This window comes from Solirubrobacter soli DSM 22325 (assembly GCF_000423665.1).
GTDB lineage: Bacteria > Actinomycetota > Thermoleophilia > Solirubrobacterales > Solirubrobacteraceae > Solirubrobacter > Solirubrobacter soli.
Window position 1 is genome coordinate 1 of sequence record NZ_AUIK01000044.1, and the last position, 23828, is coordinate 23828.

At 68.0% G+C, this 23828-nt stretch carries 31 protein-coding genes and 1 pseudogene; 17 read left to right on the plus strand and 15 right to left on the minus strand.

Annotation, left to right across the window (positions count from 1 at the left end):
* From G569_RS52305 to G569_RS52310, 3 genes are all read right to left on the minus strand, one after another.
* Nucleotides 1-3448, minus strand: a 3448-nt coding sequence (locus tag G569_RS52305; RefSeq protein ID WP_037499935.1) for a CHAT domain-containing protein, incomplete at its 3' end; no start/stop codon positions are given.
* Nucleotides 3445-3762, minus strand: coding sequence for a CU044_2847 family protein (locus tag G569_RS0128595; protein ID WP_157592380.1), 318 nt, complete (start codon nt 3760-3762; stop codon nt 3445-3447). The genes G569_RS52305 and G569_RS0128595, both read right to left, overlap by 4 nt.
* A gap of 1319 nt (nt 3763-5081) precedes the next feature.
* On the minus strand, nt 5082-5726 hold the full coding sequence (locus G569_RS52310; protein ID WP_037499938.1) for a DUF2510 domain-containing protein: 645 nt from the start codon (nt 5724-5726) through the stop codon (nt 5082-5084).
* A 227-nt stretch (nt 5727-5953) separates the two neighbouring features.
* On the opposite strand from G569_RS52310, the gene G569_RS52315 reads away from it, so the two are divergent.
* Together G569_RS52315 and G569_RS59135 are read left to right on the plus strand one after the other, a co-directional pair.
* Nucleotides 5954-6478, plus strand: coding sequence for a hypothetical protein (locus G569_RS52315; protein WP_157592381.1), 525 nt, complete (start codon nt 5954-5956; stop codon nt 6476-6478).
* Nucleotides 6479-6682: 204 nt separating this feature from the next.
* Entirely contained in the window at nt 6683-7570 is an 888-nt protein-coding gene (locus G569_RS59135; RefSeq protein WP_053227107.1) for a tyrosine-type recombinase/integrase, read from the plus strand.
* A gap of 86 nt (nt 7571-7656) precedes the next feature.
* On the opposite strand, the gene G569_RS0128615 is transcribed toward G569_RS59135, so the two are convergent.
* The gene (locus G569_RS0128615; protein ID WP_028065966.1) at nt 7657-9048 is read right to left on the minus strand and encodes a DUF7125 family protein; all 1392 of its coding nucleotides are present in this window, start codon (nt 9046-9048) and stop codon (nt 7657-7659) included.
* Nucleotides 9048-9746 carry a MerR family transcriptional regulator gene (locus G569_RS59140; protein ID WP_084285704.1) on the minus strand — a complete coding sequence of 233 codons (699 nt, stop codon included), beginning with the start codon at nt 9744-9746 and terminating at the stop codon, nt 9048-9050. Before G569_RS59140 ends, G569_RS0128615 begins: the two co-directional genes overlap by 1 nt.
* 90 nt (nt 9747-9836) lie before the next feature.
* On the opposite strand from G569_RS59140, the gene G569_RS52330 reads away from it, so the two are divergent.
* The 3 genes from G569_RS52330 to G569_RS52340 are packed head-to-tail and all read left to right on the plus strand — an operon-like array spanning nt 9837 to nt 11483.
* A complete protein-coding gene (locus G569_RS52330; RefSeq protein ID WP_053227109.1) occupies nt 9837-10325 on the plus strand; it encodes an STAS domain-containing protein in 489 nt (162 codons plus the stop codon).
* A complete protein-coding gene (locus tag G569_RS52335; RefSeq protein ID WP_084285706.1) occupies nt 10322-10693 on the plus strand; it encodes an STAS domain-containing protein in 372 nt (123 codons plus the stop codon). Before G569_RS52330 ends, G569_RS52335 begins: the two co-directional genes overlap by 4 nt.
* Nucleotides 10614-11483 carry a SigB/SigF/SigG family RNA polymerase sigma factor gene (locus G569_RS52340; protein WP_084285707.1) on the plus strand — a complete coding sequence of 290 codons (870 nt, stop codon included), beginning with the start codon at nt 10614-10616 and terminating at the stop codon, nt 11481-11483. Before G569_RS52335 ends, G569_RS52340 begins: the two co-directional genes overlap by 80 nt.
* 257 nt (nt 11484-11740) lie before the next feature.
* On the opposite strand, the gene G569_RS66520 is transcribed toward G569_RS52340, so the two are convergent.
* Nucleotides 11741-11917, minus strand: coding sequence for a DUF1918 domain-containing protein (locus tag G569_RS66520; protein WP_169542268.1), 177 nt, complete (start codon nt 11915-11917; stop codon nt 11741-11743).
* A 444-nt stretch (nt 11918-12361) separates the two neighbouring features.
* Nucleotides 12362-12619, minus strand: coding sequence for a hypothetical protein (locus G569_RS0128645; protein ID WP_157592382.1), 258 nt, complete (start codon nt 12617-12619; stop codon nt 12362-12364).
* A 56-nt stretch (nt 12620-12675) separates the two neighbouring features.
* Here G569_RS0128645 and G569_RS0128650 point away from each other — a divergent pair, with 56 nt between their 5' ends.
* Together G569_RS0128650 and G569_RS0128655 are read left to right on the plus strand one after the other, a co-directional pair.
* Nucleotides 12676-12984, plus strand: coding sequence for a hypothetical protein (locus G569_RS0128650; RefSeq protein ID WP_028065968.1), 309 nt, complete (start codon nt 12676-12678; stop codon nt 12982-12984).
* The gene (locus G569_RS0128655) at nt 12960-13187 is read left to right on the plus strand and encodes a hypothetical protein (RefSeq protein WP_028065969.1); all 228 of its coding nucleotides are present in this window, start codon (nt 12960-12962) and stop codon (nt 13185-13187) included. The genes G569_RS0128650 and G569_RS0128655 overlap by 25 nt, the downstream gene beginning before the upstream one ends.
* A gap of 92 nt (nt 13188-13279) precedes the next feature.
* On the opposite strand, the gene G569_RS0128660 is transcribed toward G569_RS0128655, so the two are convergent.
* Nucleotides 13280-13702: a hypothetical protein gene (locus G569_RS0128660; protein ID WP_157592383.1), complete on the minus strand. Its 423-nt coding sequence runs from the start codon at nt 13700-13702 to the stop codon at nt 13280-13282.
* Between the two features lie 203 nt (nt 13703-13905).
* Nucleotides 13906-14118 carry a hypothetical protein gene (locus tag G569_RS64795; protein WP_211233111.1) on the minus strand — a complete coding sequence of 71 codons (213 nt, stop codon included), beginning with the start codon at nt 14116-14118 and terminating at the stop codon, nt 13906-13908.
* Nucleotides 14119-14557: 439 nt separating this feature from the next.
* Between G569_RS64795 and G569_RS0128670 the strand changes: the two genes are divergently transcribed.
* From G569_RS0128670 to G569_RS63090, 4 genes and pseudogenes are all read left to right on the plus strand, one after another.
* Nucleotides 14558-15247, plus strand: coding sequence for a YceI family protein (locus G569_RS0128670; RefSeq protein WP_157592384.1), 690 nt, complete (start codon nt 14558-14560; stop codon nt 15245-15247).
* A 2-nt stretch (nt 15248-15249) separates the two neighbouring features.
* Nucleotides 15250-15837, plus strand: a complete 588-nt coding sequence (locus G569_RS0128675) for an NADPH-dependent FMN reductase (protein WP_028065972.1) — start codon at nt 15250-15252, stop codon at nt 15835-15837.
* A gap of 130 nt (nt 15838-15967) precedes the next feature.
* A complete protein-coding gene (locus tag G569_RS61600) occupies nt 15968-16153 on the plus strand; it encodes a transposase (RefSeq protein ID WP_084285711.1) in 186 nt (61 codons plus the stop codon).
* A pseudogene (locus G569_RS63090) lies at nt 16143-16238 on the plus strand (XRE family transcriptional regulator); the annotation flags it as partial. The gene G569_RS61600 and the pseudogene G569_RS63090, both read left to right, overlap by 11 nt.
* Before the next feature lie 141 nt (nt 16239-16379).
* On the opposite strand, the gene G569_RS52350 reads toward G569_RS63090, so the two are convergent.
* Nucleotides 16380-16799 (minus strand): hypothetical protein, encoded by a 420-nt coding sequence (locus G569_RS52350; RefSeq protein ID WP_211233112.1) that lies wholly within the window; start codon nt 16797-16799, stop codon nt 16380-16382.
* A gap of 473 nt (nt 16800-17272) precedes the next feature.
* Entirely contained in the window at nt 17273-17836 is a 564-nt protein-coding gene (locus G569_RS59145; protein ID WP_053227113.1) for a PadR family transcriptional regulator, read from the minus strand.
* An 86-nt stretch (nt 17837-17922) separates the two neighbouring features.
* On the opposite strand from G569_RS59145, the gene G569_RS0128700 reads away from it, so the two are divergent.
* From G569_RS0128700 to G569_RS0128720, 6 genes are all read left to right on the plus strand, one after another.
* The gene (locus G569_RS0128700) at nt 17923-18723 is read left to right on the plus strand and encodes a class I SAM-dependent methyltransferase (protein ID WP_169542269.1); all 801 of its coding nucleotides are present in this window, start codon (nt 17923-17925) and stop codon (nt 18721-18723) included.
* A complete protein-coding gene (locus G569_RS63095) occupies nt 18720-18896 on the plus strand; it encodes a hypothetical protein (protein WP_157592386.1) in 177 nt (58 codons plus the stop codon). The genes G569_RS0128700 and G569_RS63095 overlap by 4 nt, the downstream gene beginning before the upstream one ends.
* Nucleotides 18897-18898: 2 nt before the next feature.
* Complete coding sequence (locus tag G569_RS63100; RefSeq protein ID WP_157592387.1) at nt 18899-19039, plus strand: hypothetical protein; 141 nt, start codon at nt 18899-18901, stop codon at nt 19037-19039.
* Nucleotides 19040-19964: 925 nt separating this feature from the next.
* Nucleotides 19965-20333: an RNA polymerase sigma factor gene (locus G569_RS52360; protein WP_053227114.1), complete on the plus strand. Its 369-nt coding sequence runs from the start codon at nt 19965-19967 to the stop codon at nt 20331-20333.
* A 44-nt stretch (nt 20334-20377) separates the two neighbouring features.
* Nucleotides 20378-20509, plus strand: coding sequence for a sigma factor-like helix-turn-helix DNA-binding protein (locus G569_RS66525; RefSeq protein ID WP_371683492.1), 132 nt, complete (start codon nt 20378-20380; stop codon nt 20507-20509).
* Nucleotides 20506-21321, plus strand: a complete 816-nt coding sequence (locus tag G569_RS0128720) for a hypothetical protein (protein ID WP_028065974.1) — start codon at nt 20506-20508, stop codon at nt 21319-21321. Before G569_RS66525 ends, G569_RS0128720 begins: the two co-directional genes overlap by 4 nt.
* Before the next feature lie 167 nt (nt 21322-21488).
* Here G569_RS0128720 and G569_RS52365 read toward each other — a convergent pair whose 3' ends face one another.
* From G569_RS52365 to G569_RS0128740, 4 genes are all read right to left on the minus strand, one after another.
* A complete protein-coding gene (locus tag G569_RS52365; RefSeq protein WP_084285717.1) occupies nt 21489-21884 on the minus strand; it encodes an Imm26 family immunity protein in 396 nt (131 codons plus the stop codon).
* Nucleotides 21885-22041: 157 nt separating this feature from the next.
* A complete protein-coding gene (locus tag G569_RS0128730) occupies nt 22042-22308 on the minus strand; it encodes a hypothetical protein (protein ID WP_037499949.1) in 267 nt (88 codons plus the stop codon).
* Nucleotides 22308-22763, minus strand: a complete 456-nt coding sequence (locus G569_RS0128735; RefSeq protein ID WP_028065976.1) for a hypothetical protein — start codon at nt 22761-22763, stop codon at nt 22308-22310. Before G569_RS0128735 ends, G569_RS0128730 begins: the two co-directional genes overlap by 1 nt.
* A gap of 250 nt (nt 22764-23013) precedes the next feature.
* Nucleotides 23014-23828 (minus strand): alkaline phosphatase family protein (locus tag G569_RS0128740; RefSeq protein WP_211233113.1); only part of this gene is annotated, 815 nt, incomplete at its 5' end.

Sequence of the window (23828 nt, forward strand, 5' to 3'; positions counted from 1 at the left end):
TGATTTCGAGTGAGCGGCGGTAGAGCGTTTCGGCCTCGGCCAGGTCTCCGCGAGCCTGCGCGACGAGCCCGAGCTGATGTGTCCACGCCGCTGCTCGTTCGCTGCTCGGATCGATTCGCGCGAGGGTGTCGCGGATGAGCGCGGCCTCCTCGTCCCACGCTCCCCAGGTGTCGAGTCTAAGGCAGACGTCTTCGGTCAGAGCGGCGGCCGCATCGGCCTGTCCAGCGGCCAACAGGTGGTGACGGCCCTCGAGCAGGTCGTGAACATCGGCGCGCAGGTCCTGAGGCCAAACTTTGACGCGCCATCGCCAGTACTCAGCGGCGCGCCGATGGGCACCGAGGACCACTTCATCGCGTCCGGTCTCGGCGAGACGTCGTTCGAGCTCACTCGCGGTCCAACGGTGCACGAACGCCACCGGACTGCCGTCGTCGGTCTGTATCGAGAGCAGCGTTGACGTATGGCAAGCGTGCATCAGCTCGCCGAACCGATCCGGGGTCCGGAGCGGAGGAATCGGTAGACGCTGGATCTCGTCGAGATGCGGCTTGAGGGCGTCCTGGATGTCGCTAGAGAGTGTGCTGGGGTCGACGGGGGCGTCGGTCGCTATTCCGCTGGCTTGTAGGATCGCGAGGATCGCGCGTTCGGCGGCTTGCGAGTCCGGCACGTGCTCGGCGCTCGGGTCGGGCGTGCCAGCTTGAAACAGGAGAGCATTGATGTCGATTGGCTCCCGGTAGACGGAGGCTCCAATTAGGAGCTCTTCTGCGCCGGGGACCGTGGCGAGGGTATCTAGGAGCTCGTCGAGCAGGACGTCGTCCGCAGCGATCGTCGCGACCTGCGCCAATGCGTCGTCGAGTTCCCATTCGGCGGCGAGCAGCGCGGTCGTCTCGGCCTCGCCGAGCTGGTCTCGCAGTGCGTTGGTCAGGCGCGTGGTGATGTCGGCGTAGCGTCCGGCGCCGTGGGAGAGGAGCGCGTCGAGATACTCGAGCGCGCGCGGGTGTCCGCCGACCATGCGCCAGACTCGGTCGACCTCGGCGTCCTCGAGAGCATCGAGGGCTGGCAGTGACCAGACGAGCTTGCGGGTCTCGGCTGCCGATAGCGGCCCTAGCCCTCGGAACTCCAACGCGCGATCTGCGCTGGCGGGTAGCTCGAACTCGTAGCGCGACGTGATCAACAGCCGCCAAGCGCCGGGGTCGTGCACGATGGCAGCCAACAAAGCAGCGAGCGTCGGTTCGCGCACCGCCGCCCGTTGCGCTTCGCGCGAGAGGTTGTCCTCGAAGTTGTCTAGCACCAGCACGAGTGGGAGCCGGGTCAGCTCGGCATCGCGCAACAGCCCGAGACGGTCAGCCCATCCCAGGTCGCTGCGGCTCGCGTGCGTGATCGCTTGCGCGGCGTAGCCGGTAAGCCGCTCGGTCAATATCAACCGCCGTCTCAGCGCTCCGATCAGAGCCGCTAGTACCTGCTCGACGCTCAACTCGCCGTCCACGGCCACGATCAGTGCCTCGGGATCACGGGCCATGACGCGGCTGGCCAGCTCTGCTGCCAGCGTCGTCTTGCCGATCCCGCCGATCCCGTGCAACACCAAGCCACCGTGTGCCTCAGCTAGCAGTTCGATCGGCCAGCGGCGTTGCTCGTGGCGGCGGCCTACGAACTCGCCCACGCCCCGCGCGGCGACCCTGCCGATCGCGAAACGGGGCGGAGGTGGCGCGGGAGCGACCGACACGTCCGGATCGAACACGCTCACCGAGCCTTGCGCGGCGAGGACGCTCAACGATGCCCACTCCGACAATACCGCTAGCGCACGGTCACGAGGGTCATCGGCCGCTTCCAGCTCTCGCTGGACCAGCCGGCGCGCGTCGCACACCGCCGCAACAATGTCCGGGACAGCGGCGTCAGCGAGCTGGCCATAGATGCGCGCGAATACACGCGTCGCGTACAGATCGGTCACGGCAGTCTCGCTCGCGATCACTACCGCTGCGCCGCGTTGCAGCAGTCGACCCGCGAATGACGGCAGGTCGGTCGCGGTCGCGACGTTCGTGTAACAGGCCGCCAGCGCGAACACCGCTGGCATTGCGCCCGCTGGGATCGCCCTGTCCACGAACGTGTCGGCGTCAAGCTCAAGCGCCGCGCCCGTGTCGTCCTCGAACACGAAGCTCCCCGGCGATCCATGCCCGGACAGGTGCAGCACGTGCACCGGCTCGCGTGACAGCGCCGCGTGGATCTCAGTCGTCGTAGCAAACGGCAGCACACGCACGTGTGCGTTGCCCTGACGCGCCGCGCGCACCGCTTTGAGCACGTTGCGCAGCTCGCGTTCGTAGTCAAGGACAGCGCCACCGCCGCGCTCGGGTGAAGAGATCGCGATCAAGATTCGAAGCGGGCCGGGAACCGAGCCGGGCGTTGCCGCGGCCGCACGGCGGTGCACGTTAACCAGCGGGCGCAACGCCAGCGGCTCTTGGCTCCGCCGATCTGGCAGCGCTTCCCACGGCAATCTCGCGAGCACACCGGTGCAACGCACCCCGATCCGCAGCGCCTCGTGGGCTGCTTCGGATTCCTCAAGCCGTCGCGTGAGCGCACTCGAGACCTCACCCGGCAGAAATGACTTCCCAAGCAACTCGCTTGCACGATCGAGGGCCACCGACCCGGGTGCGTCTGCCACGGCCGGTATCGGCTCGCGCGCGAGTCCGGCCCGCACCCGTGCTCTGCGGATCTCATCGACAGCGTCCGAGAGCCCGAACCCGACACCGCGATGCTCCGCCGTGACGTCGATGCCGCCGCTTACCAGTCGGACGCGCCGATCGTCGACCTCCAACACGACGTCGACCGGTCCTTTGGCTGCGGCACGCTCGACATCTACCTCGGCAACTCCGGTGCAGAGCGCCGCGAGACGCTCGCACCGGGCAACCCACACCGAGTCACGGAGCCACCCGTCGGTGCTGTTGTAGCGCCCCGAGACCACACCGAGGACCGCGTCGCCATCCGCACGCCGCACTGGCGCGCCACTCATTCCTGGCAACACGTCTTGGGAGCGGACTCGACCCAGCGGGAGTTGTTCGTCGCGTAACGTCCCACCAGCCCACGTTCCCGCGGCGTCCAGATAGCGGTGCTCATGACCCGGGTCCTCCACGCGCGACACCCCTGTGATCACGACGGCCTCCGTCATGCGCGCCTCGTCCGTGGCAGCGATCCGGGAGACCGACCCCTCAAGCGGCACATCCAGACGCACGACCGCGAGATCGGCAACCGGGTCCACGGCCACGACCTCGCCTACGCGTTCCGGCCCACCCCGCAGCGGGTCGACGACCACCGAAGCGCCAACCTCGCCTGCGCCGACGGCAGCAAGCACGTGCCACGCCGTCGCGACCACGCCCGTGACCAGCTGAAAGCACGTGCCTGCCGGCGCTCCGTCCAAGTCGAGGATGCGCCCGAGGTGCCCCGGAACCCGCCAGTCGCTCATGGAACCGCTTGAGCCTGATTCGGGCGGTTGTAGACAAGCTTGATCTGCAATGTCGCTTCAGCCGACGCGCTGGCCACGATCACTTTGCCACTGACGGCGAACTTCAATCCGAACTGCACCTCAAGCTGGTCAGGCCGTACCCCGCGCTTCGCCGCGTCATCGATCGCCCCAACCGTGGACGCCGCCACCTCCACGATCGCCTGGCGCGCACCCTCAAACGCCTCCGCTACTCGGCCCGCTGCTTCCGACAAGGATGTCGTCGCCTCCGACCCAGCGACCGGAACCGTCTCCACCAGCACCTCGATATCGCCCAAACGCATCGGTAACGCCCGACCAGGCACCACGCCTCCTTGTTCGTAGGGCCCGATCGTCGCACCCGGCGGGGGCGCCGGCCAACCGACCGATCCTCGCCTAGAAGGCACGGCACTGTCAAAGACGCGTCACGCCTGAACGATCGCCGAACCCTGACCGGCTTCCTCTGTGCCCGAGCGCGAGTCAGAGCGATGACACCTCCGCAACAGCGCCTTCGCCGATCAGCGCGGCACGGGCGTGGCAGCGTTCGTCGGCCTCGCGCGCTGGGGTCATAAGTCCCGTTCGGAGGCGTAGCGACGCTGGCGAGCGGCGCCTACGACATCGCGGAACGACTGCCATCGCATAACCGCCCGGATCTCGATGCTGAGTCTGGACCTGTGGCTCCGGTGTCACGCGACGGCACGACAATAGATCGAGCCCCACGTGATCGGCTGGTTGAGACCTAGAAGTTGCAGGGCCCGCGATCGCGACGTTGATCGCGATCTACATCCTGATCCTTGGGGGTGTATGGCAGCTGGAGCGACGCTAGAGGAGAGTGACGAGATCTCCGAGGAGCAGCTGCCGGCAGTCCACCGGCTACCGACTGCTCACCGCGGGCAACCTCCCCCTCATCCACGCCACCGCCGCCGAGCTCGGTTGGGTCCCGCTGCGTGACGCCCTCCCGATCCTCCTCGTCATCGACGCGCGAGACGAGGACCGCTTCGATCAGGCCGCGGTGCGCTGGGCCGGCCGGCCGGCTCGCGCTCGAGGTCCGCGACCTCAAGCTGGACGAATTCGCCGGCGCCCTCGAGTCGGTCAACGCATTGCCCGACGAGAACGCCCAGCGGTCGCTCCTGGCTGACCACACGCGCCGTCCGCCCGCCCGGGACCGGCGGCGCCCCCGCGGCGTTGCGACGCTGACAACAGCCGCGGCGACGCGGCTTCATCGCCTAGCCCGTGACAAGACTCGAGACGCTGCAGACGAGCGCGGCAGTTCGGGCGCACGCCCGACCCAACCTGCGTTCAGATCGCACCGGCACGCGCCGCTCGCCGCTCCAGGAATCAACGCCCAGATTCCGGTCTGGCCACGACGTCGGATGTGAAAGGGGCGTGTCCCAACCAGCGGTCCAGGGCTCCCCCGCTCCCCGGCGGGTAGCCTCGGCGATGCGCCCGCGTGAAGCTCCCCCGAAGTAGCAGGCGAACTCTCTCCTCCCGCCTGCCCTTCAGACCTTTGCGCGGGCGCGCCTCTTCGCCTGGATTCCTCAGGAGTCTCGAGCTTCGGGCGTGGCGAGTCGAACGCGTTGCGGCGCTCGCGTGTGCCGCGGCGAAAGTGACATCAGCGTCAGCGACGGTTGCGGGCCTTGCGGGTGCGCTCCCGCGCGCGGCCGCGCCACACGTGCTCACTCCAAGACTCCCCGTCCCAGTAGCGACGCTCGCCGTCAAGGGCCGGGTCGGGGTACCAGCCGGGCTCCCGTCCCGCCGGCGGGGCCGGCCGCTCCGACTCGAGCCCCGGGTTCGTCGTCGCAGGTTCCAGCGGCTCCCCGGCTTCCGACGCCGGCTGCCCCTGCGCGGCAGGCGCCTTCGCTTCCGCCGCGAGCGTCGGCTCCGGGTCGCTCTGCATCACCGCGGGCGCTTCGATGCCGCCGCGCTCTGGCTGCTCTGACGAAGCGACCTCGCGCTCGGGGCCGTCCGAGTGCCACAGGGCCACGTTCTCCGGTGACTCGGCGTGCTGGGACTCGGCCGCCCGGCGACGAGCCCACCGGCGCCAGGCGCGCCACAGGCCGACCGGTGCGAGCAGCAACAGGCCGATCAGCCCGCCGAGGCCGAAGCCGGCAGCAGCCAGGCTGGGCACCAGCCCGCTGACGTCGGGATCGATGCGATTGCCTGCGTACGCGCCGATCGCCGCGCCGCTCAGCGCGAGCACTCCGACGAGCCACCACCCGCGGCGGCCGCCGGTGTCGCGTTGCTGCTCGTCGGCGCTCCTCACGCCACGCCAGCATAACCCGGGGCGCTCCGAAATCGGCCGCGAGGGCGCCCGGGTGCCGACGGCATTGCCCCATCGGTTCCATCGAGCTTCGCCAACGCCCCGGCTGCGCGATTCCGGCGGCACGATGCGGACTCAGACCGCGTGGCCGCTTCGGCCATGACGATGAGTTTGCGCTCCACGGGGCAACCGTGTTGACTCGCTCGGTGCAACGCGGTTGGATCTGCTTCGTGGGTCCGCGAGAAGGTCCCAGCAAACACGACGCACAGCTCGATGCGCTTGATCGACTCATCGAGCAGGAACGCCGTCTGATCACCTACTACGAGGCCCGGCAGGCTAGTGCGGATGCCGTGGCAGCTGCCGCGGTGACCGGTGTGATCGCCCTCGCGGCTTTGACGGCCACGGTTGCCAGCTCGAACAGCAAGGTCGACAAGACCTTCGCGTGGATCACCGTCGGGATGCTTATCGTGACGTGCCTCGCGGCTCTAGTTGTGCGCTTCTTCTCGGGATTGCACCACACCCGAGCGTTCTGGGTGTCGACCGGCTCAACGAAGTTCGACCGCGCCCTATCGGAGTTCCGGTCCGTCGGGAGAAGTGACCCGATCGACGCCGGTGATCGAATCCTTGACCTATCCCGCGCACGCGCAGACGATGCGCACCGCGCCGCCGTTCACAAGGATCGGGCCGCCGCCGTTGCTTTGATGGCGTTAGCCGCGGCGGTCATCCTGACCGCCTTCGCGTTGTTGTCGGGGTGACTGACGCCGCCCACTTCGCCGCCGTCCCACGTCGAGTCGCTGGGGAACGCGGACTCCACGCGCTGCTGCTTTCGCGTGAAGGGAGCAATGCCGAGGTGGTTCCGAGAAGGCGCCCTTAGCGGAACCTGATCGACCGTGGACGGCTGACAATGGCTTCCGGGCTCGCGTGAGTGGGCTGCCCGGCGGTTCCGACAAGATCCGGGCATGTCGTCCGCCGCTGAGGTGCTCGATGCCCACGACGCCTGGCTCGGGCGCCAGGCGTTGGCGCCGCGGACGCGCTCGGCCTACCGGCGCTGGGTGCTCGAGCTGGTCGAGCACATGGTCGCCGGCGACGAGCTCGACGCGTGCCTTGCGCCGTCGGGTGATGACGATCGCCGGGCCGTGGTGGCGGACTGGCGCCGCCGGCTGGTCGACCGCCGGCTCGCGCCGTCGACGGTCAATCTGGCGTTGGCGGCCGCGACGTCGCTGTTGGACTCGCGCGCATTGCCCGCGCCGGCGGTGCGGCGGGTGGAGCTTGATCCGACGGAGGCGAGGGCGCTCTCGCGCGAGCAACTGCGCGCGCTGCAGCGCGAGAGCGACCGGCTCAGCTCAAGCCGCGATCGCGCGATCCTGCAGCTGCTGATGCTCACCGGCGTGCGGATCGGCGAGCTCGCCGATCTCGAGGTCGACGATGTGCGCCTGACCCAGCGCACCGGCGAGCTGGTGATCCGCCACGGCAAGGGCGACCGCCGGCGCGTCGTCCCGCTCAGCCGCCCGGCGCGCGCCGCGCTGCGCGAATGGCTGGCCGACCGCGCCGGCCACCACAGCGAACCGAGCATCGCGAGCGGGCCGGTATGGATCTCCCGGACCGGCGAGCAGCTCTCGGTGCGCTCGATCAGCAAGATCGTCACCGCCGTGATGGCCCGGGCGGGCATCCAGGAGTCCGCACACGCGCTACGCCACACCGTCGCCACCCGGCTCGTGCGCGATCACGCCCACGACCTGGTCCTGGTCGCCGACATCCTCGGGCACGCCGACATCAAGACCACCCGCCGGTACGCGCAGTCAGACCTCGAGCAACGTCGCGCCGCTCTCGAAGACCTCGCCGACTGAGCGCCCTGCCGCCAAGCGCCAGAGTCTTCAGATTCCACATCAGCGGCACTTTCGCCAGCCGTTCACCGCGTGCGTGGGCACGTGGGCTAGATGTGCTCGCTGGCGATCGGATCGCTGAGGATTATTCCGTCCGGGGTGATCTCGAACTCGCGGATCGCGGGGTCGTGCGCGCTTGCGCGTGACTTGAGGATTGTCACGCTGCGTAGGAGGCGTGATTCGGCGCGTAGGTATTGGAGCAGGATTACGTTGTCGCAGAGGTGCGAGATCCCGTATTCGGCGAGACGGCCGGCGTGGAAGAGGTCCGGTATCTCGCTGGTCATGATCGGGCTGATGCCGGCGCGTGAGAGGCGTTGTGTGAGCGAGTAGATGAACTCGCGGAAACGGGTGGCGTCGGGGGTTGCGTACTGCAGGTCGCTGAGGCTGTCGATCATGACGCGCTTGGCGCCGGTGGTCTCGATGAGGTCGAGTAGTTCGTACACCCATTCGTCGATGTAGACGTCGTTCGGGGACCGGTACATGACCGCCACACGGTCGTTGTCCAGCGACCATCCGAAGCCGCGGGCGACCTTCTCCATTTGGCTCGGATTCTCCTGCAGGCTCGCGATCACTCCGGGATCGCCGCTTGCGGCGCCGCTGAAGATGAAGTGCAGACCCATCAAGGTCTTGCCGGCCCCCGACGGTCCGGCCACCAGTGTGGAGGTGCCGGGCCCGTAGCCGTCGGCGAGCATCGTGTCCAGCGGCGCGATCCCGGTCGAAATCCGGCCTTCGCTGAGCTGGTAGCCCTCCTCGCGAAGGGGATCGGCGAGCCGGGGGAAGACCGTGATCCCGTCCGTGGAGAGACGATACGTGTGGCGTCCCGAGGAGAAGTCGCTGCCGCGCAGCTTGGTCACCTCGATCAGCCGCAGCGTGCGCTCGCTCACGCGCTCGGTCGCGAGCGAGATGATGCCATCGGCCACGGCGAACTCCGGCGCCGTGCGCGACTCGTCATCGCTGTATTCCCCGACCCAGAACGACGTGGCGGGGAAGGCCGTCAGCAGTGCGGCGAGGTCGTGGAGGAAGCGCCGGAACTCGCGCGCGTCATCGGCGAACGCGGCCAGTGCCTTGAAGCTGTCGATGGCGATGATCCCCGGCCGGTGCTCCTTGATGAGCGCGCTGATGCGTTCGGTGACGGCGGTGAGGCCGCCGTCGCCGGCGACGGCCGGGCCGAGGTCCTCGTAGAAGATCGACCGGCCGATCGCGTCGCGGTCGAAGAAGCTGAGCGATTGGGCGTAGCGGAGGATCTTCTCGAACGGTTCCGAGACCGTCGACAGGTAGACCGCGGGGCGCTCTTCGGTGGCGCGGGCGAACATGAATTGCTGGCAGAGGATCGTCTTGCCCGAGCCCGGTCGCCCCATGATGAGGTTGATGCCGTTCAGCGGCAGACCGCCGTCGAGGATCTGGTCAAGGCCTTCGTCGCCGCATGAACCGCGCTCGTCCACTAGGCGATCTCCTGCTCGCGGCGGGCGACCAGCGCGCTGGCTCCGAGCAGGTCCTTGACGGTCGAGACCAGTTCGAGCGGGTCGAGCGGCTTCTGCAGAAAGGCGTCAGCGCCCGCGGCTAGCGCCTCATCCCGAGCCTCAAGGACCGAGATGGCCAGCACGGCTCCGGCCTCGTGCTGCTTCAGGCGTCGGCACAGTTCCACGCCTCGGCCGCCGGAGATCATCAGTTCCACGATCGCGAGCTGGGGCCGGCTCTCGACCCACTGCTCCTCGGCTTCATCGGCGGCCAACGCCAGGTGCACGTCGTACCCCTCGGTGCGCAGGAAGAACTGCGCGAGGTCCGCCGCCACAGGATCGCGTTCGGCGAGCAGCACGAGCAGCCGCGTACCAGCGACTGGGCCGTCATCGATCACCGGCTGGCCACTCGCGATGCGTTCGGCGAGCAGTCGATGCGCATCGGCCGCCGAGAGCCCGCGTGACATCTCCGCCGCGATGAAGCGCAGTTGCTCCACGTGATCGCGCGCATACAGGCGCTGCCCACCCGAACTGCGCTCCGGGACGATTGACGCGTAGCGCTCCTCCCAGTTACGGATCGTCGCGACCGGAATGTCGAGCATCCGAGCCACCGCACCGATGCTGTAGACGCCGCGACTACCGCCAGGTACACCAGACACACCGTGGATTCTAACCGATCGCATGCGGAGTAGCGAGCTAGCGCTCAGTATTTGACGAGGTTTTGACTGCCCAAGCTATTCACAAGTTCGTCACGGCGTGGTACGGTTTGACCTATGTTGGGCTTTGATCGTCGCAAGAGCGCCGAGTCCGGCCGTCCTTCTGAGCCGACCGGCGTGGAAGCGATCTCGTCTTCCAACGGCGCGAGTCGCACCGGCTCAGCTGCGGTGGTGGCCCGCCCGCGGCCGTTCCTGGTCGAGGTGCAGTGGCGCAACGATGTCGCGATCGTGCTGCCGCACGGCGAGCTCGACATTGCCACCGTTGAGACGCTGCAAGCCGCGCTGGACGGAGTCGAGAGGGGCGGGCGCCTGGTGCTCGATCTGCGCGGCCTGTCCTTCATCGATTCCTCGGGTCTGCACCTGCTGGTCGCGCTCGACCGTCGCGCGCAGCGCGACGGATTCCCGCTGAGGCTCGTTGCGCCCGCGGCTCCGGCGGGCAAAGCGATTCGGGTCAGTGGACTCGACCGGGCGCTGCCGTTCGTGGCGGCAGATGACGCCCTCGATCGCGACCCAAGCGAATCCCCCGACAGCCCTGGCCTTCGATGACGAGTCCGCGCGCGACGCTACGTTTCGAGGTCGTCGATGGCCCGCTTCACAAAGCGCCGTCCGTCGCCGTCCGCGGTGAAGTGGACATCGCGGCGGTGCCCGCGCTGGAGTTGGCCCTCGACGGCGCCATCCGCAGCAGCTTCGGAGCGTTCGTCCTTGACCTCTGCGAGGTCGAGTTCCTGGATTCCAGCGGCCTACGTCTGATACTGCGCGCTCGAGCCCTCTTGGCTCGCGAGGACCGCGCACTTGCCATCGTCTGCCCGCCCGGACCCGTGCGACGGTTGTTCGATGAGACCGGCATCGCGGACCTGCTGTTTCTCTACAGATCGTCGGCGGAAGCGGCCGCGGCGCTGGTGCCGGCCGGCTAACCGCATGTCGAGCACAGCATCCAGCGCCCCGGAGCGGACCGCACGACACGATGTCGCCCGGCTCTTCGCACGCTATCGCCGCGATCATGATCCGGGGACACGCGACGCACTCGTCGCCCGTTTTCTTCCCCTGGCCGCTCACCTCGCTCGCCGCTATCACGGCCGCGCCGAGGCCGACGATCTCCAACAGGTCGCCTCACTCGGCCTGCTCAAGGCGATCGACCGCTTCGACCCCGAGCGCGGCATAGCGTTCAGCAGCTTCGCCGTCCCCACCATCCTCGGAGAGCTCAAGCGCTACTTCCGCGACCACGGCTGGACGTTGCGGGTTCCTCGCGAGCTGCAAGAGCTCAAGCTGCGCGTCGACACCATCAGCCAAACACTGACCGGCGAACTCGGACGCTCGCCCACCGCGATCGAACTCGCGGAGCGCGCGGACGCGACGACCGAACAGATCCTCGAGGCCCTCGCCGCCGCCACCGCCCACCGCCCCGACTCGCTCGATCGGCCGCTCACCGAGGAAGGCGAGGAGGCGATCGACTTCCTCGGGGCCACAGAGCCCGGCTTCGAGCGCGTCGATGACGCCGCGTTGGTCGACGGACTGCTCAACACACTCTCCGATCGCGAGCGTGTGATCCTCCGACTGCGCTTCGCGGAGGATCTCACGCAGGTCGAGATCGGAGCTCGCCTCGGGATCTCCCAGATGCACGTCTCCCGCCTCATGCGGCAAGCGATCACGACACTGCAAACCACCACCGCGGCACACCAGCGGCGCCCCATCCGCCGCTACTAGACGCGCGACGCCCAGTCACCGAGGGCCCACCAGGCGCCCGTGCTCCTCACGATCCGTGCGGCTGAGGCGACCCGCGCTCGCTACAGCAACGAGACAGAAGGGGCAGTACGGGTTGGCGGCCACGCTCCATCGCAATAAGCCACACCAACAGCGCCATGCAGCGTCGCGCTCAGCCCCATTCTCGGACGAGACGGGAAGTCTCGTTTCTCGACGACGTCGCCGCCGGCACACGACGTACCCCCGACCTGAGGTCGGCGTCAGGGTGCCGGTTCCGCGTCTTCGCGAGCCGCGTGAAGGGCCCCGGCTGCAGGCGTGTAGAGCGTTGAGTGGCCGTCGTCCCAGTCGATGCGATAGCGCGCCGTGGGAGCCGCGCGCAGCACTTCACGGACAGTGCCGGAGCGTGCGACGCGCTCCAGTCGATTCCGCCTCGGCAACCACGCGATCTCCGACCTCGAAGGTCATGGGAACCTCCTCGTTTGCTACGCGACCAGCGTACCGCCCAGCACTAGCGCCGGGAAGCGTCACGGCATGCTGTCCGCGGGACCGCCGCGCGTGCCACCGCTGTTCGCGCGCCCGCTATCGCGTCGCCAGTCGCACGGACGAATCACGCCCTGGAGCGAGCGGCTGGCCCCGCAGTCGATCCCGTACGCCTCGGGGTGCTTTGCCTTGGCGCATGGATGCGAGTCGGCGTACCACCGCTCCGAGGCCAGGATCATGGCCACAGGGCCAGTCAGCAACACGCTACTCCCCCGAGGCCGCTATTGCGAGACGCTCTCGGCCCATTGCCATTCGTCGACGTTGGGAGCGGCGGCAATGACGCCCTGAAGGGCTCGTCGGCAAAGTGATGCTTGTCGACGATTCCGGCACGCCGCGTCGGGTTACCACGGCTTCCCGGAGGCCGCACCGCAACCACGTGGCGCAAAGAGCCAGTCGTCAGCGATCGCGATCATCTCTCGGCGCATCTGGGTGTCCGACATCTGCGGATCGAGGCCTTCGGTCTCGATGATGAGATCGACGACTTCGGTGGCCGAGGCCGCGCGGCTCAAGTCCTCGTCACGAAGACTCGTGCAGAACCCGTACCGCACATAGAGCCCAGTAAGAACCACATAGCGCCGGGTGTCCGGAAACCCGGGCACGCCGCAGACCATACGAAGTCCCGCCCAACGTTCGTGTTCCAACTAGCCTGCGCCTGATGGACGGCCACACGCTAGTGCCCCGCGACTCGTCGAACCCGGACGCGGATCGGCGCTTTGCCGAACGTGCCTTCCCGCTGCTCGAGCCACTCGAATGGCCCGGCGAACGCCATCGCGGCGGCTACGGCGTCAGCCAGCCGGGCTCTGTGACCAACTCGCTCGGGTTGATCTTCGGCCCATGGGACCCGTTCGTGTCCGAGCCACGACTGGCCGTCACCGTCGGCGACGACATCCTCGCGATGCCATTCACGAAGCACACGGCGTTCATGCTGCGCTCTACCTCGTGCCCGATCGCGAGACGCTGCTGACCCGCCCGCCTAGCGCGGAACCGCCGCCAAGCTTCCGCACCTCAATCGAGATCGAGGGCGAACACGTCCCGTTCGAGGCATACGGAGCCGCGGCGCGACGCTGGGTCGGACTCGGCACCTGGCGTACGTTCTCGGTATTCGTCCACGCGATCGACATCGACCCCAAACGCGTCCGGTTGCGCATCACCCATCGCGCCTACTGAGGCAGCACCGAGACCATGGCGACGTCTCGCCTCACGGCGAGAGGGCCGCTTCTCGCGACGAAGTCAGCACGCGGCGATCTGCTGCCGCCTGCCTATTCAGGGACCTCAGCGTCAACACCCTGCTCAGCAATCCGGTCCAGGAAGCCTCGGCCGGACCGGCGTGGATACGGTGGGCCGGCGCGCAAGGCCTCGTACGTCCGCGGGTCCGTCGTGTCGCGCACCGGGGCGATACGCAGATCACGCGCAAAGTACGCACTGTGGTGAGCGAAGTCGACCGTCGCCTCCCCAAGCACGGTGTGCTCTACGACGCCCGCAAGCTGCTCGGGACCCAACTCATCTGACGGGTCATAGCCCGCGCCGCCGCATCGATACACGCCACCGATCCCTTCCTGGGGGTGCCACCACGTGACGAGAAAGTCGGCGCAGATGCTTCCGTCCTCGATGAACCACCAACCCTCGATCTCCAGAAGGTCGCCAGGCACATGCCGATATCGCGCGATCCGGTCCTGACTCACGACGGAACCGTAGACGCTGAAAGAACGCCCGGGCAACACGGGTTCGAATCCGCTACCCACATTTCAGAACACGGGCGCGTCGATCGAACCCACGGCAGCGACAGTGCTCCTTATCGACGGAAGCGTGTCCCGGCGGGCTGCCAATGAGTCCGTGGACCGGTCGTCGCCGCGGCCGCCCTAAACCCCGTGTTCGGCCGGCAAGGCTAAGTGGTGCGGCTGAATGCCAGAAGGAAAACGATCGCGTCGATCACCAGCGCGAGAAACGTGGCAATGAGAAGGGCGGTGACTACCCCGTCCGCAGCGTCAAACCGGATCGCCGCAAGGATCGCGAACAAGCCGACGATGGGAAGCCACGATGCCGCACGCCAAGCCCACTTCGCAGATCGGTTGCGCTCGAGGACGGTTCGCGTTCGCATGATGCGGATTCTCGCGCGATCACGTACCGCAGGCAATCGGACAACCGCCGACACGGCCGATCGTCGAAGAGCCGCCGGCAGTGCGAGAGTGTCGCTCCTCGACGAACTGGTACCTCGCGACGCACCGCCGCGCTTCGAGTCGACGCCCCGGAAAGCTTGGCGGTGTGCTTACGCATGAGCCTCCCTCAAGACGCAGCCGACGGACCCTTCGGCAATCTGCCATCGGCGCTTGCGACTTGCCATGCGACTGCTCTCAGGACCATCGGGTTCCGGGACCTCTCACGCTTCGCTGTGGACGACGACGTCCTGCATCTGCGGCTCGCCGTCGCGGATGTCGCTTCTTCGAGGCGGCTGGTCGAATGTTGGCCGCGTCGCCGACCCTCGGTGACGCGGCGCCGGGGCTCAGCCGCGCTGAAGCGGGCCTGAACCCGACCACCCCGTGGAGCGTCTGAACGCCGAGGAGCGCGGCGCGGACCGGACTCGCCTTGCACGGCCAGTGGCGCCAGCGCGCCGACGGGGGGGCGGCGGGTTGTTGCTCCCCTCGCGCGGCCTAGGAGACATCGGAATGAGCGAGACCGCGCAAGACACATCGACGCCAGGGCGTATCTCCGGCGCCTACGTCGCCGACCCGGTGCACTCCAGCTTCGCCTTCTCGGTGCGCTACATGGGCGTGTCGATGTTCCGGGCGAACTTCTCCGACGTCGAGGCGCGCCTGACCGCCGACGGCGACGACATCAAGCTCGAAGGTCGCGCCAAGGTCGAGAGCATCAGCATCACCACGCCCGAGCAGTTCCGCGCGCATGTGCTGTCGGAAGAGTTTTTCGACGCCGACAAGTACCCCTACATCGAGTTCAAGTCCACGCGGGTTCAGCTCAGCGACGACGCAACCGTCGAGGTCGAGGGCGACCTGACCGTCAAGGGCAACACCGTGCACGTGACCGCGACGGGCACGTGGCAGGGCGACAGCCCGCACGCGTTCGGCGGCGAACGCGCGGCGCTTCAGCTGAAAGCCAACGTCGACCGGACCCAGCTCGGCCTGAACTGGAACGCGCCGCTGCCGACCGGCGGCAACGCGCTGGCCGACGAGGTCACGCTGAACATCGACCTGGTGCTGGTCAAGGAGTCCTAGCGGTGAAGGTGCTCGGCATCTCCGGCAGCCTGCGCGACGGCTCACACAACAAGCAGCTGCTGGAGGCGGCGGCGGGCGAACTGCCACCGGGCGTGACCTTGGAGCTGTTCGACGGCCTCGAAGACATCCCGCCGTTCAACGAGGACCGAGAACTCGACCCGCCGCCTGCAGCAAAGGCGTTCCTGGACGCCATCGAGCACGCCGACGCTCTGCTGTTCGCGACCCCCGAGTACAACTCGTCGGTGCCGGGGGCGCTGAAGAACGCGCTCGACTGGGCCTCGCGGCCGTTCCCGAACAACGTCCTGCGCGGCAAGCCCGTGGCGGTCGTCGGCGCGTCCACCGGCATGTTCGGCGCCGTCTGGGCGCAGGCGGAACTCCGCAAGGCGCTGGCGGCGTCGGGCGCGAAAGTGCTCGATCAGGAATTGCCGGTCGGGCACGCCCACGATGCCTTCGACGCGGAGGGCAGGCTGGCCGAGCCCGAGTCCGCGCAGCGGCTGCGCGACATCCTCGCGGAACTCGTCGCCCAGGCCGAGCAACTGCAGATGTCCGCCGACGGCGGCCAGGCCGCGCGCGCCGAGGGCGGTAGCTGAGCGTCGGCCGACGCCATCACGGTCAGCGCCGAGCAACGCGTGCACGGCGCTTGGTCACTGAGGCAGGCTGGGTTCGACAGACACCTCCAAGCCGGGTTCTGTCCTGGCGGAGAGGACGGGTTCCAGGCCAATGGCTGCCGCGAAGAAGTACAGCGACGAGTTGCGTGAGCGCGCCACGCGGCTCGCGCTTGAGTCCAGCCGGCCGATCGCGCATGTCGCGGCCGATCTGGGTGTGCACAAGGAAGCGCTGCGGACGTGGGTGCGTCAGGCCAAAGCTGACGCTGCCGGCGACGCCGAGCGTCGTGTCCAGCGCTGAGCGTGAGGAGCTCAAGCGGTTGCGCAAGGAGGTCCGCGAGCTCAAGCAGGCCAACGAGATTCTGCGGGCGGCGAGCGTGTATTTCGCGAATGAGCTCGATGGAACCCCGCGGCGTTTCTCCGAAGGCCCCTAGAACCGTGTGCCCGGACCGTAATCCGAGACTCGGACGGCGCCCTTGAGCCGCATTTTCATACCCCGAATTCGCGTCTGGAGCGGTTCTGTCGTCTCAGGACGTCAAGTCGCAGTTCCACGCCTCGGGCAGCGGGCCGTTGCACACCGCGCATACGTACCATCCGTCCTTGACGAAGTTGAGTCGTCCGCAGTTGGCGCAGCGGCGAAAGACGAACGTCGCGGTATACGCGCCGGGGTGACCGACGCCGACGCCATCGAGTGCTAGCTCGACGACCGGCCAAGAAGCGGGCTCGGGACAGTAGCCCGTCGATTGATTGCTGGCCTCGACCACGTCGAGTCCCTCAAAGAACAGTTCGCCGGCAGCAAGCACCGGGTGGCCACCCGCGCAGGCCACGTGCTCGGACACCAAACGTTGCCGGATCGGAGTGTGCTGACCGTGCTCGAGCCATCTGGCGAGATCCGCGGACGAATCGATACGCGCGCCTGCGGGACGATCGCGGAAGAGGCCGAGCAAGTCCTCGGGTCCGACGTATCGGTACACCCGTTGCGACTCATGCCGCACAGCCTCGCAGCCGGATGCGAATCGCGAGCCTGAGCGCCGCGCGACCGTACCGCTATTCGACGACTCCGGCACGCTGGTCGGCGTCGAACCGGCTATCGCGTTGCATGGGTAGGAGCAGTGGCGGCGCGCGCCGGTTCGGTTCTCCCTGAGGCGATTGCGAGCGGAGGCCTGATTGGAAGTTCGGCGCGGCTGGGTTCGGCGCGCCCATGCTGCGCCTATGCACGACGCTGGGACAGGACGGGCTGACGGCGGGACTGCTCGTCATCCAGGGCAGTCGCACGACGTTCATGAGCGAGCGTGATCGCTTTGCGCCGTAGCCGATAGCCCGGGCGTGCCGCGAGAGCGATCGACGCCGCCCTTGCCGAGTGCAATTCGGACTGAAGAAACGGCCGAAACTGTTGCGCGATCTTGGGATGTCGAGCTGCTTACGCGGGTTGGCGAGGGCTGGCCTTTGCTTCTGGGGCGAGTTCACGTTCGACGTCGTCGATCAGTTCTTGATGTAGCTCGAGGTACCGGCGTAGGAAGCCGGTGACGAGGAGGAGGTACTTCTCGCGGTGGACGAGCTGCGCGGCGCGCGATTCAGCCTCGTCGAGCCGCGCGGCGATGTCGGCGAGGTCGTCGCGCAGCGTGGCCAGGCTCTTGCGCGTGACCTCGTCGCCGACGAGGTCGCAGATGAGCAGCCGCAGGAGCGCCTCGCTTTTGAGCGGCGTGAACGACACCGGCGTGAGCGCGTACTCGCGCAGCGCCTCGCGGCCCTTGTCGGTGAGCGTATACACGGTCCGTTCGCGGGTCTTGCCGGGTTCCTTGCGGGCCTCGAGGTAGCCGAGCTTCGCCAGCCGCTTGGGCTCGGTGTAGTACTGGCTCTCGCCGGCCCAGGCGAGCATGCGGCCGCGCTGCGCCATGCGCAGCAGATCGTGCGGACCCGCACCCTCGTGCCCCACGAGGCCGAGGATCTCGATCGAAAAAAGGCTGAGCTCGGTCGTGGCCATGGAACAGATCGGCTCCCCCCGCTTGACAACGCTATATGCCATAGCTTACGGTTGCTATGTTTCATAGTCTAGTGAGGGCAGTGACGATGCCATCGACCGCCGTGACCGGGAGCGCCGAACGCTGGGGACCGTTGTGGGGCGCACGTCCTGCCGACTGGGCGCTGAGCGAGGACCAGCAGGTCCCGACCTACGAGGACGCGCTCGCCCGCGTCGGGCTTGAGCCGGGCCAGCTCGTGCTCGACATCGGATGCGGCGCCGGGGCGTTCCTGCGCCTGGTCGCCGGCCGCGGCGCACGCGCGTTCGGTCTGGACGCATCCGAGGCGCTGCTCGACCTCGCCCGCACCCGCGTGCCGGATGCCGACCTGCGGGTCGGCGACATGGAGGCGCTGCCCTACGACGACGACTCGTTCGACCTCGTCACCGGCTTTAGCGCTTTCTTCTTCGCCAACGACATCGTCGCCGCCCTGCGCGAGGCGGGCCGGGTCGCCAAGCCCGGCGCCGCGGTTGTGATCCAGGTCTGGGGTCCGCACGAGCACAACGACCTCGAGGCGATGAAAGAGATCGTGCGGCCGTTCTTCCCCCCGCGGCCGGCGGGCGCGCCGCCCGAGCCCGACTACGCCAAGCCCGGCGTGCTCGAGGACCTTGCGACTACGGCCGGTCTCGACCCCGAGAGCACCTTCGACAGCACCTGGCCGAACGTGTACCCCGACGGAGAGACCCTTGGCCGCGCGCTCATCGCTCCGGCCGGGATCGCCGTTCTCATCGGTCCGAACCGCGAGCAGGAGGTCAAGGACGCGATCGTGCGCGGGCTCGCCAGCTTCCGTGGTCCCGACGGCAGCTACCGCCTCCAGAACACCTACCGCTCCCTGATCGCCCGAGCACGATGAACGCCTACGCCGTCATCCGCGAAGCAGGCCCCGGCTGGACCGACGGGGGGATCGCCGACCAGCCCGCCGTAGCCGATCACGCCGCGTTCATGAAGAACCTCGCCGACGAGGGCTTACTGCCTTCGCCGGACCGCTCGCCGGCACCGAAAGCGGTCGCGTGCGCGCACTGCTAATCGTGAACGCGGACAGCGAGGACGAGATCCGCAACCGCCTGGCTGACGACCCCTGGGTCCACTCGGACCGGCTGGTGTTCAAGAGCATCGAGCCGTGGAACCTCGTCGTCGGGGCTGAGCGGCTCTCCGCGCTCGCGCGCTAAACACCGGCCTGGCCTGTTGATGGCGGTCCGGTCGCCGCTTGGAAGGCTGCCGCTGATGAAACCTGCGACGGCCGTGTTCGTCGTCAAGACAAGCCTCATGGACAATCTCCCGGTGGCTATCGCTTCTGACGGCCGCTGCGATCGCTCACGGCGCAAAGCGACCACGCCGCTGTGAGGCAGCAGGTGACTGCGTTGGACGACCACCAGAAGCGCCGCTTCGCCAGACCCATGGCATCCGGTGCCCAGGGCACGACGTCGGGCGCGCGCGAGCGCCCGCTCGTGCATCGTCGCTATAGCAACGAGGCAGATCCAGCCGCGCCGGCAGCCGCAGCTGCACTAGTGCTACGGACGACAAGCGATAGTGCTCCTATTCGACGGATCGAGCACGATCGGCGAATTCGGTCGCTCGCGAGTACGGGCGTCCGCGTCAGGCACTATGGCGATATGGCGTTCGCGCGCAGGCTCAGGGCGATCGTTTCCGCCATGCGACATGCCCGGTTCCCGAACCCTCCACGGACGAAAGCGCGGGACGCTGGGCTGCTACACCGGCGAAGGACCCCTCGTCGGAGGCATGATGCGAGAAGCCGATCAGCATCGCCGCGGCAATTCCGTCGCGCATACGGATCGATCCGCCGAGGGCGGCCATCAGCGATAGCTCGACGGACGAGCTCGGACGTCCCGCCACTCGGATGCGGCAATGGCGGGCTCGACTGGGTCGATGTGCGTCCGCGGATCGAATCCGCGCTCACCCGGGCTCTCCGGCGTGCGGGCGCTCGTCTTCGAGCCGGCGGACCCCTAAACGTCGACGGAACGCAGCCCGCGAACAAGCGAACCTTCCAGGACTCGGCAGCGCAGATCAGCCGATCGAGGAGTGGAACGACCAGCGTTCGTCACATCCGTGCGCCGTCGCGCAAAGTGTTGGTGAATGGACGATGCCGACCTGCTCTCGGCCGCCGCGCGACGCGACGGAGACGCCTTCGCGGCGTTCTACCGCCGCCATGAATCGCTCGTGCTTGGCTATCTGCGCCGGCGCGTCGGCGAACCTGAGCTCGCGTTCGATCTGGCTGCCGAGACGTTTGCGGCGGCCCTGCTGAGCGCGGGGCGTTATCGGGGCTCCGAGGGTCCCGCGACCGCGTGGCTGCTCGGGATCGCCCACAACAAGCTGCTCGAGAGTCTACGTCGCGGCCGAGTCGAGGCCGCCGCGCGTCGCAAGCTGCGGTCGAGCCGATCGTCGTCGACGACCTCGACCTCATCGCCGTCGAGGAGCGCGCTGCGGCTGGCGCCTCGCGGCTGACCGAGCTACTGGCCGCGCTGCCCGACGAGCAGCGCCGGGCCGTCCTGGCGCGTGTCGTCGACGATCGCGACTACGACGAGATCGCCACCGAGCTCGACTGCTCGGCCCAAGTTGTCCGCCAGCGCGTCTCGCGCGGCCTCCGGACCCTCCGAACCCATCTTGAGGAGCGCACATGAGCGCCTTCAACACGCTCGAACGCCAACTCCACGATGCCGCCGAGCGCCGCCGCAAACGCCACCCCGCACTGCTGTTGGTCCCAGTGGCCGCTGCGGTCGCGCTCGCGCTGCTGCTCGTGCGCCCGGGCGACCGCCGAAACGACGAGCGCGAAGCGACCCCGCCGGTCGCGGCGCCGGCCTTCGTGTCCGTCGACCCCGACAAGATCGTCTACGTCCGCGCGACGATCAACGTCACCAATCACACCAGCGGCGGCGACCATCACACGTCCACGGTCCTCGAGGAGTGGCACCGCGGTCGCGAGACCCATCAGATCCAACGCTGGAAAGAGGACGGCCAGCCGCCCTACGCCTTCGATCAGATCACCACCGTCGACGGCGTGATCCGCCAGATCGATGAGGAGGGAGGCTACCGCGTGATCCGCGGCAACACGCGCGACGACGCCGGCCGAGACGCCGCCAACGTGATCGCCGACCGTCAGCTCGGCTTCCTCGAGAACTTCCGCCAGAAGATGCTCAAGGGCCGGCTCGTCTCAAGGTCATCGACGTTCAACGGCAAGCCGGCCTTCCGCTACCACATCGCACCGGCCCCTGGCCAGTTGCCTGAAGGTCAGGTCGCACTACCGCGCGACCCCGACCAGAGCTACTACCTGGACCGCACCACGGGTGAGCCGCTCGGCTTTACGGGCACGTTGGACATGGGTGCGGGGAACCGGACCACCAGCGTGGAGACCATCGACACGATCAAGTTCCTCGACCCAACGCCCGCGAACCTCGCCAAGCTCCGAGAGCTGACACTCAAACGCCGCCGCTGACACATGCCGGATCGGCATGCTGAAAACCCACATGTGCTTCAACCATTCTGGCCGTAACGCGTGTGAGCGGCTACCGAATCGACGGCGGCCAAAGTGCTCCGTTTCGACGAACTGAGCACGGTTGGGCAAGGCGCCGCGAGTCGTCGACCCACTGGAACACGTCGGACTCAGCGCGGTTCGTCGAGCCGTCGCCTCGCCAGTTCCACGATGTACGAGCTGCCCCAGGTCGAAAGGTCGTCGTCTTCGACTCGTGCGGCGAGACGATCGGTCGCTAGCGGCCGAAACCCGAGGATCTCGCCGCCGGTTTCGGTGATCGTCCTGACGTGAGCGCTGCCTTGCTCGAGGATCTGACGGCCCGCGATGGAACGCTCGTTGGGCGGCGCGTCGCCGATCCAATCCATCAGGCCCGCGATGAACATGACCCGCGGCCCAGCGATGGACTTCGGGACCATCACGCGGCCGCAGCCGTAGCGCTGGTCCCCAAGCGGCACAGCCCAGAACTGGCCGGCCTGAAGATGCCTGTTCGATCTCGGCCTGAACGGATAGCGCGGCGCGTTCGCCATTCAACGAGCGTAACCCGGCTGTCCGCCGACGCTCGTTCGGCTTCACCAATACGCGAGGTGAATACCCGTACTCGATCAATGAGCCGGTCGACGAAGGCAGCCTTCTCGCGAATCGGTCTCGTGCGCCTCGGTCGCACGGCGGCGACACTGAGTCACGCTAGTCCGGGAAGGTGCCGAGCGCGATCAGGTCGGACATCCAGCCGCCGATGTGCGCCGGGATCCGGGCTGAGGCGAGCGCGTCGATCATCACGCCCACGATCGTTCGTCCCATCGCCGCGGACATGAAGCCCTTGGTGTCCATGGCCAGCTGGACGGCGTCGCCGGACGCTCGCGGCGCGAACACGAAGTTCGGGGTGTACACCTCGTCCCGATCCTCGGACTTGTCTTCAGGCGGCCAGATCTTGCCGATCTCGTCCACACGCATCAGGACGTCCTCGGCGGGCGCGAGGGCGGCTGCCGCGCCTCTCGCGTCGCGCGTGAGGCTGCCGCGCCTCTCGCGTCGCGCGTGAGGATCGTAAATACCCCGTTGCCGGCGGCCTCGCTGTCGTAGTCATCGCCGTCGAGCCGGAGCACTGGCCCGAGGACGTTGCTGGACACGGTCACAAAGCGGTGTGCAGGCTCGTCCGGGAAGCGCGCCGGGGCATTTTCGAGCAGGACCCGTGCAACGTCATATTGCCCCCGCATCACGGCCAGACGCACGGTTGCCCGCAACCCATCCAGGCTGCCGGCCCGCTCAGAACGACGGCCGAACCGCCAAGCTTCCTGGAGCAGTCGCTCCGCCCACTCCTCGGCGTACTCCGAATACGCGGCCATGGCGTCGACGTCGCCAAGTTGCGCGGCCGCTTGCAACGCGACCCCGTCCACTCGCTCGTCGCCCATGGCGAGACTGTACGCGCGTAGCTGCGGAGCTCAGCGCCTCGGCTGGGCGCCCACGGCCAGGAGTGGTCCCTGGCCCGCACGAGAGTGCTGCTCGTCGACGATCTCGAGATAGGCGGCGACGCGCTCGCTCGAGAATTCTGGCGAATGCGATACCGAGTCGGTCCTGCCGAGCTGCGGCAAGTTGTGCGAGGGAGGAGCAGTGGCGCGCGATCCGTCTCGGCCGCGAGTGCCCCTCGCCAGTGCAAGCGGGTTAGCGCCAGATCGTGGTGATTGGCGTGGCTGCGCGGCCGTGGGCCAGCGGGGCGAGGCCCAGGCCGGTCGCCAGGGTGCGCTCGAGTCCGTAGTGATCGTGGCGTTGGCGGTCGATGGCGCCGGCTTGTACGTGGGGTCCGAGGATCGCGGTCAGGATGTGGGCGGGGTGGTAGGGCGGGTCGGAGCCTTCGTCCCATGTGATGAAGATGACGCCGTCGGGTCCGAACGCGGGGGAGTCCTGGATCTTCGGGATCTCGCTTGCCAGGAAGTCGTCGAATTGGCGGATGCGGTCGCGTGTGCCGCAGAGGTCGTGGCCGTTGGCGCAGTCGTTGGGGACGATCACGTTGAGGCTGCCGACGTCGCCCGAGGCGAGGTCGCGGTCAAGGAAGGAGGTGTCGTCTGGCGCGGTGGTCCCCATCGGCAGGTCGAAGTTGCGGCAGGGTGCGGAGGGCGTGATCGCCTCGTCGACGCGGGCGCCCTGGATCTGTGTGAAGTACAGCGCTGGGTTGTGGTGGGCGGAGTAGATGTCGCGCGCCCACGCAGCTCCGCCGTCCACGGGGTCGCAGGCGTTCGGCATCGACTGTTCGTAGTCGCGCCAGCTGCGCCCGGTCGCCGTGAGCTGGGAGAAGAGGTTCTCGACGTGCTGGTGGCAGTGGTCGGGCAGGTCGTTGTTGGCCTCGCACGCGGTGTATTGCCCGGAGAGCATGGCGATGTACTGGCCCAGCGAGCTGGACTTCACGAAGGAGTGCGTGTCCGTGAGCCACGCACCTTGAGCCTTCACGGTGCCGGAGAGAAACGGGGCGTGCGCGGGCG

Coding starts and splice junctions, on each gene's coding strand:
- G569_RS0128730 (WP_037499949.1), bottom strand. CDS start 22,308: ATGCGTGTGGACGAGATCGGCAAGATCTGGCCGCCTGAAGACAAGTCC.
- G569_RS64795 (WP_211233111.1), bottom strand. CDS start 14,118: ATGCGAACGCGAACCGTCCTCGAGCGCAACCGATCTGCGAAGTGGGCT.
- G569_RS0128735 (WP_028065976.1), bottom strand. CDS start 22,763: ATGGGCGACGAGCGAGTGGACGGGGTCGCGTTGCAAGCGGCCGCGCAA.
- G569_RS52360 (WP_053227114.1), top strand. CDS start 19,965: ATGGACGATGCCGACCTGCTCTCGGCCGCCGCGCGACGCGACGGAGAC.
- G569_RS0128720 (WP_028065974.1), top strand. CDS start 20,506: ATGAGCGCCTTCAACACGCTCGAACGCCAACTCCACGATGCCGCCGAG.
- G569_RS52335 (WP_084285706.1), top strand. CDS start 10,322: ATGACGAGTCCGCGCGCGACGCTACGTTTCGAGGTCGTCGATGGCCCG.
- G569_RS0128650 (WP_028065968.1), top strand. CDS start 12,676: ATGGACGGCCACACGCTAGTGCCCCGCGACTCGTCGAACCCGGACGCG.
- G569_RS52365 (WP_084285717.1), bottom strand. CDS start 21,884: ATGGCGAACGCGCCGCGCTATCCGTTCAGGCCGAGATCGAACAGGCAT.
- G569_RS52330 (WP_053227109.1), top strand. CDS start 9,837: ATGTTGGGCTTTGATCGTCGCAAGAGCGCCGAGTCCGGCCGTCCTTCT.
- G569_RS61600 (WP_084285711.1), top strand. CDS start 15,968: ATGGCTGCCGCGAAGAAGTACAGCGACGAGTTGCGTGAGCGCGCCACG.
- G569_RS63095 (WP_157592386.1), top strand. CDS start 18,720: ATGAACGCCTACGCCGTCATCCGCGAAGCAGGCCCCGGCTGGACCGAC.
- G569_RS52340 (WP_084285707.1), top strand. CDS start 10,614: ATGAGACCGGCATCGCGGACCTGCTGTTTCTCTACAGATCGTCGGCGG.
- G569_RS0128700 (WP_169542269.1), top strand. CDS start 17,923: ATGCCATCGACCGCCGTGACCGGGAGCGCCGAACGCTGGGGACCGTTG.
- G569_RS59145 (WP_053227113.1), bottom strand. CDS start 17,836: ATGGCCACGACCGAGCTCAGCCTTTTTTCGATCGAGATCCTCGGCCTC.
- G569_RS59135 (WP_053227107.1), top strand. CDS start 6,683: ATGTCGTCCGCCGCTGAGGTGCTCGATGCCCACGACGCCTGGCTCGGG.
- G569_RS59140 (WP_084285704.1), bottom strand. CDS start 9,746: ATGCGATCGGTTAGAATCCACGGTGTGTCTGGTGTACCTGGCGGTAGT.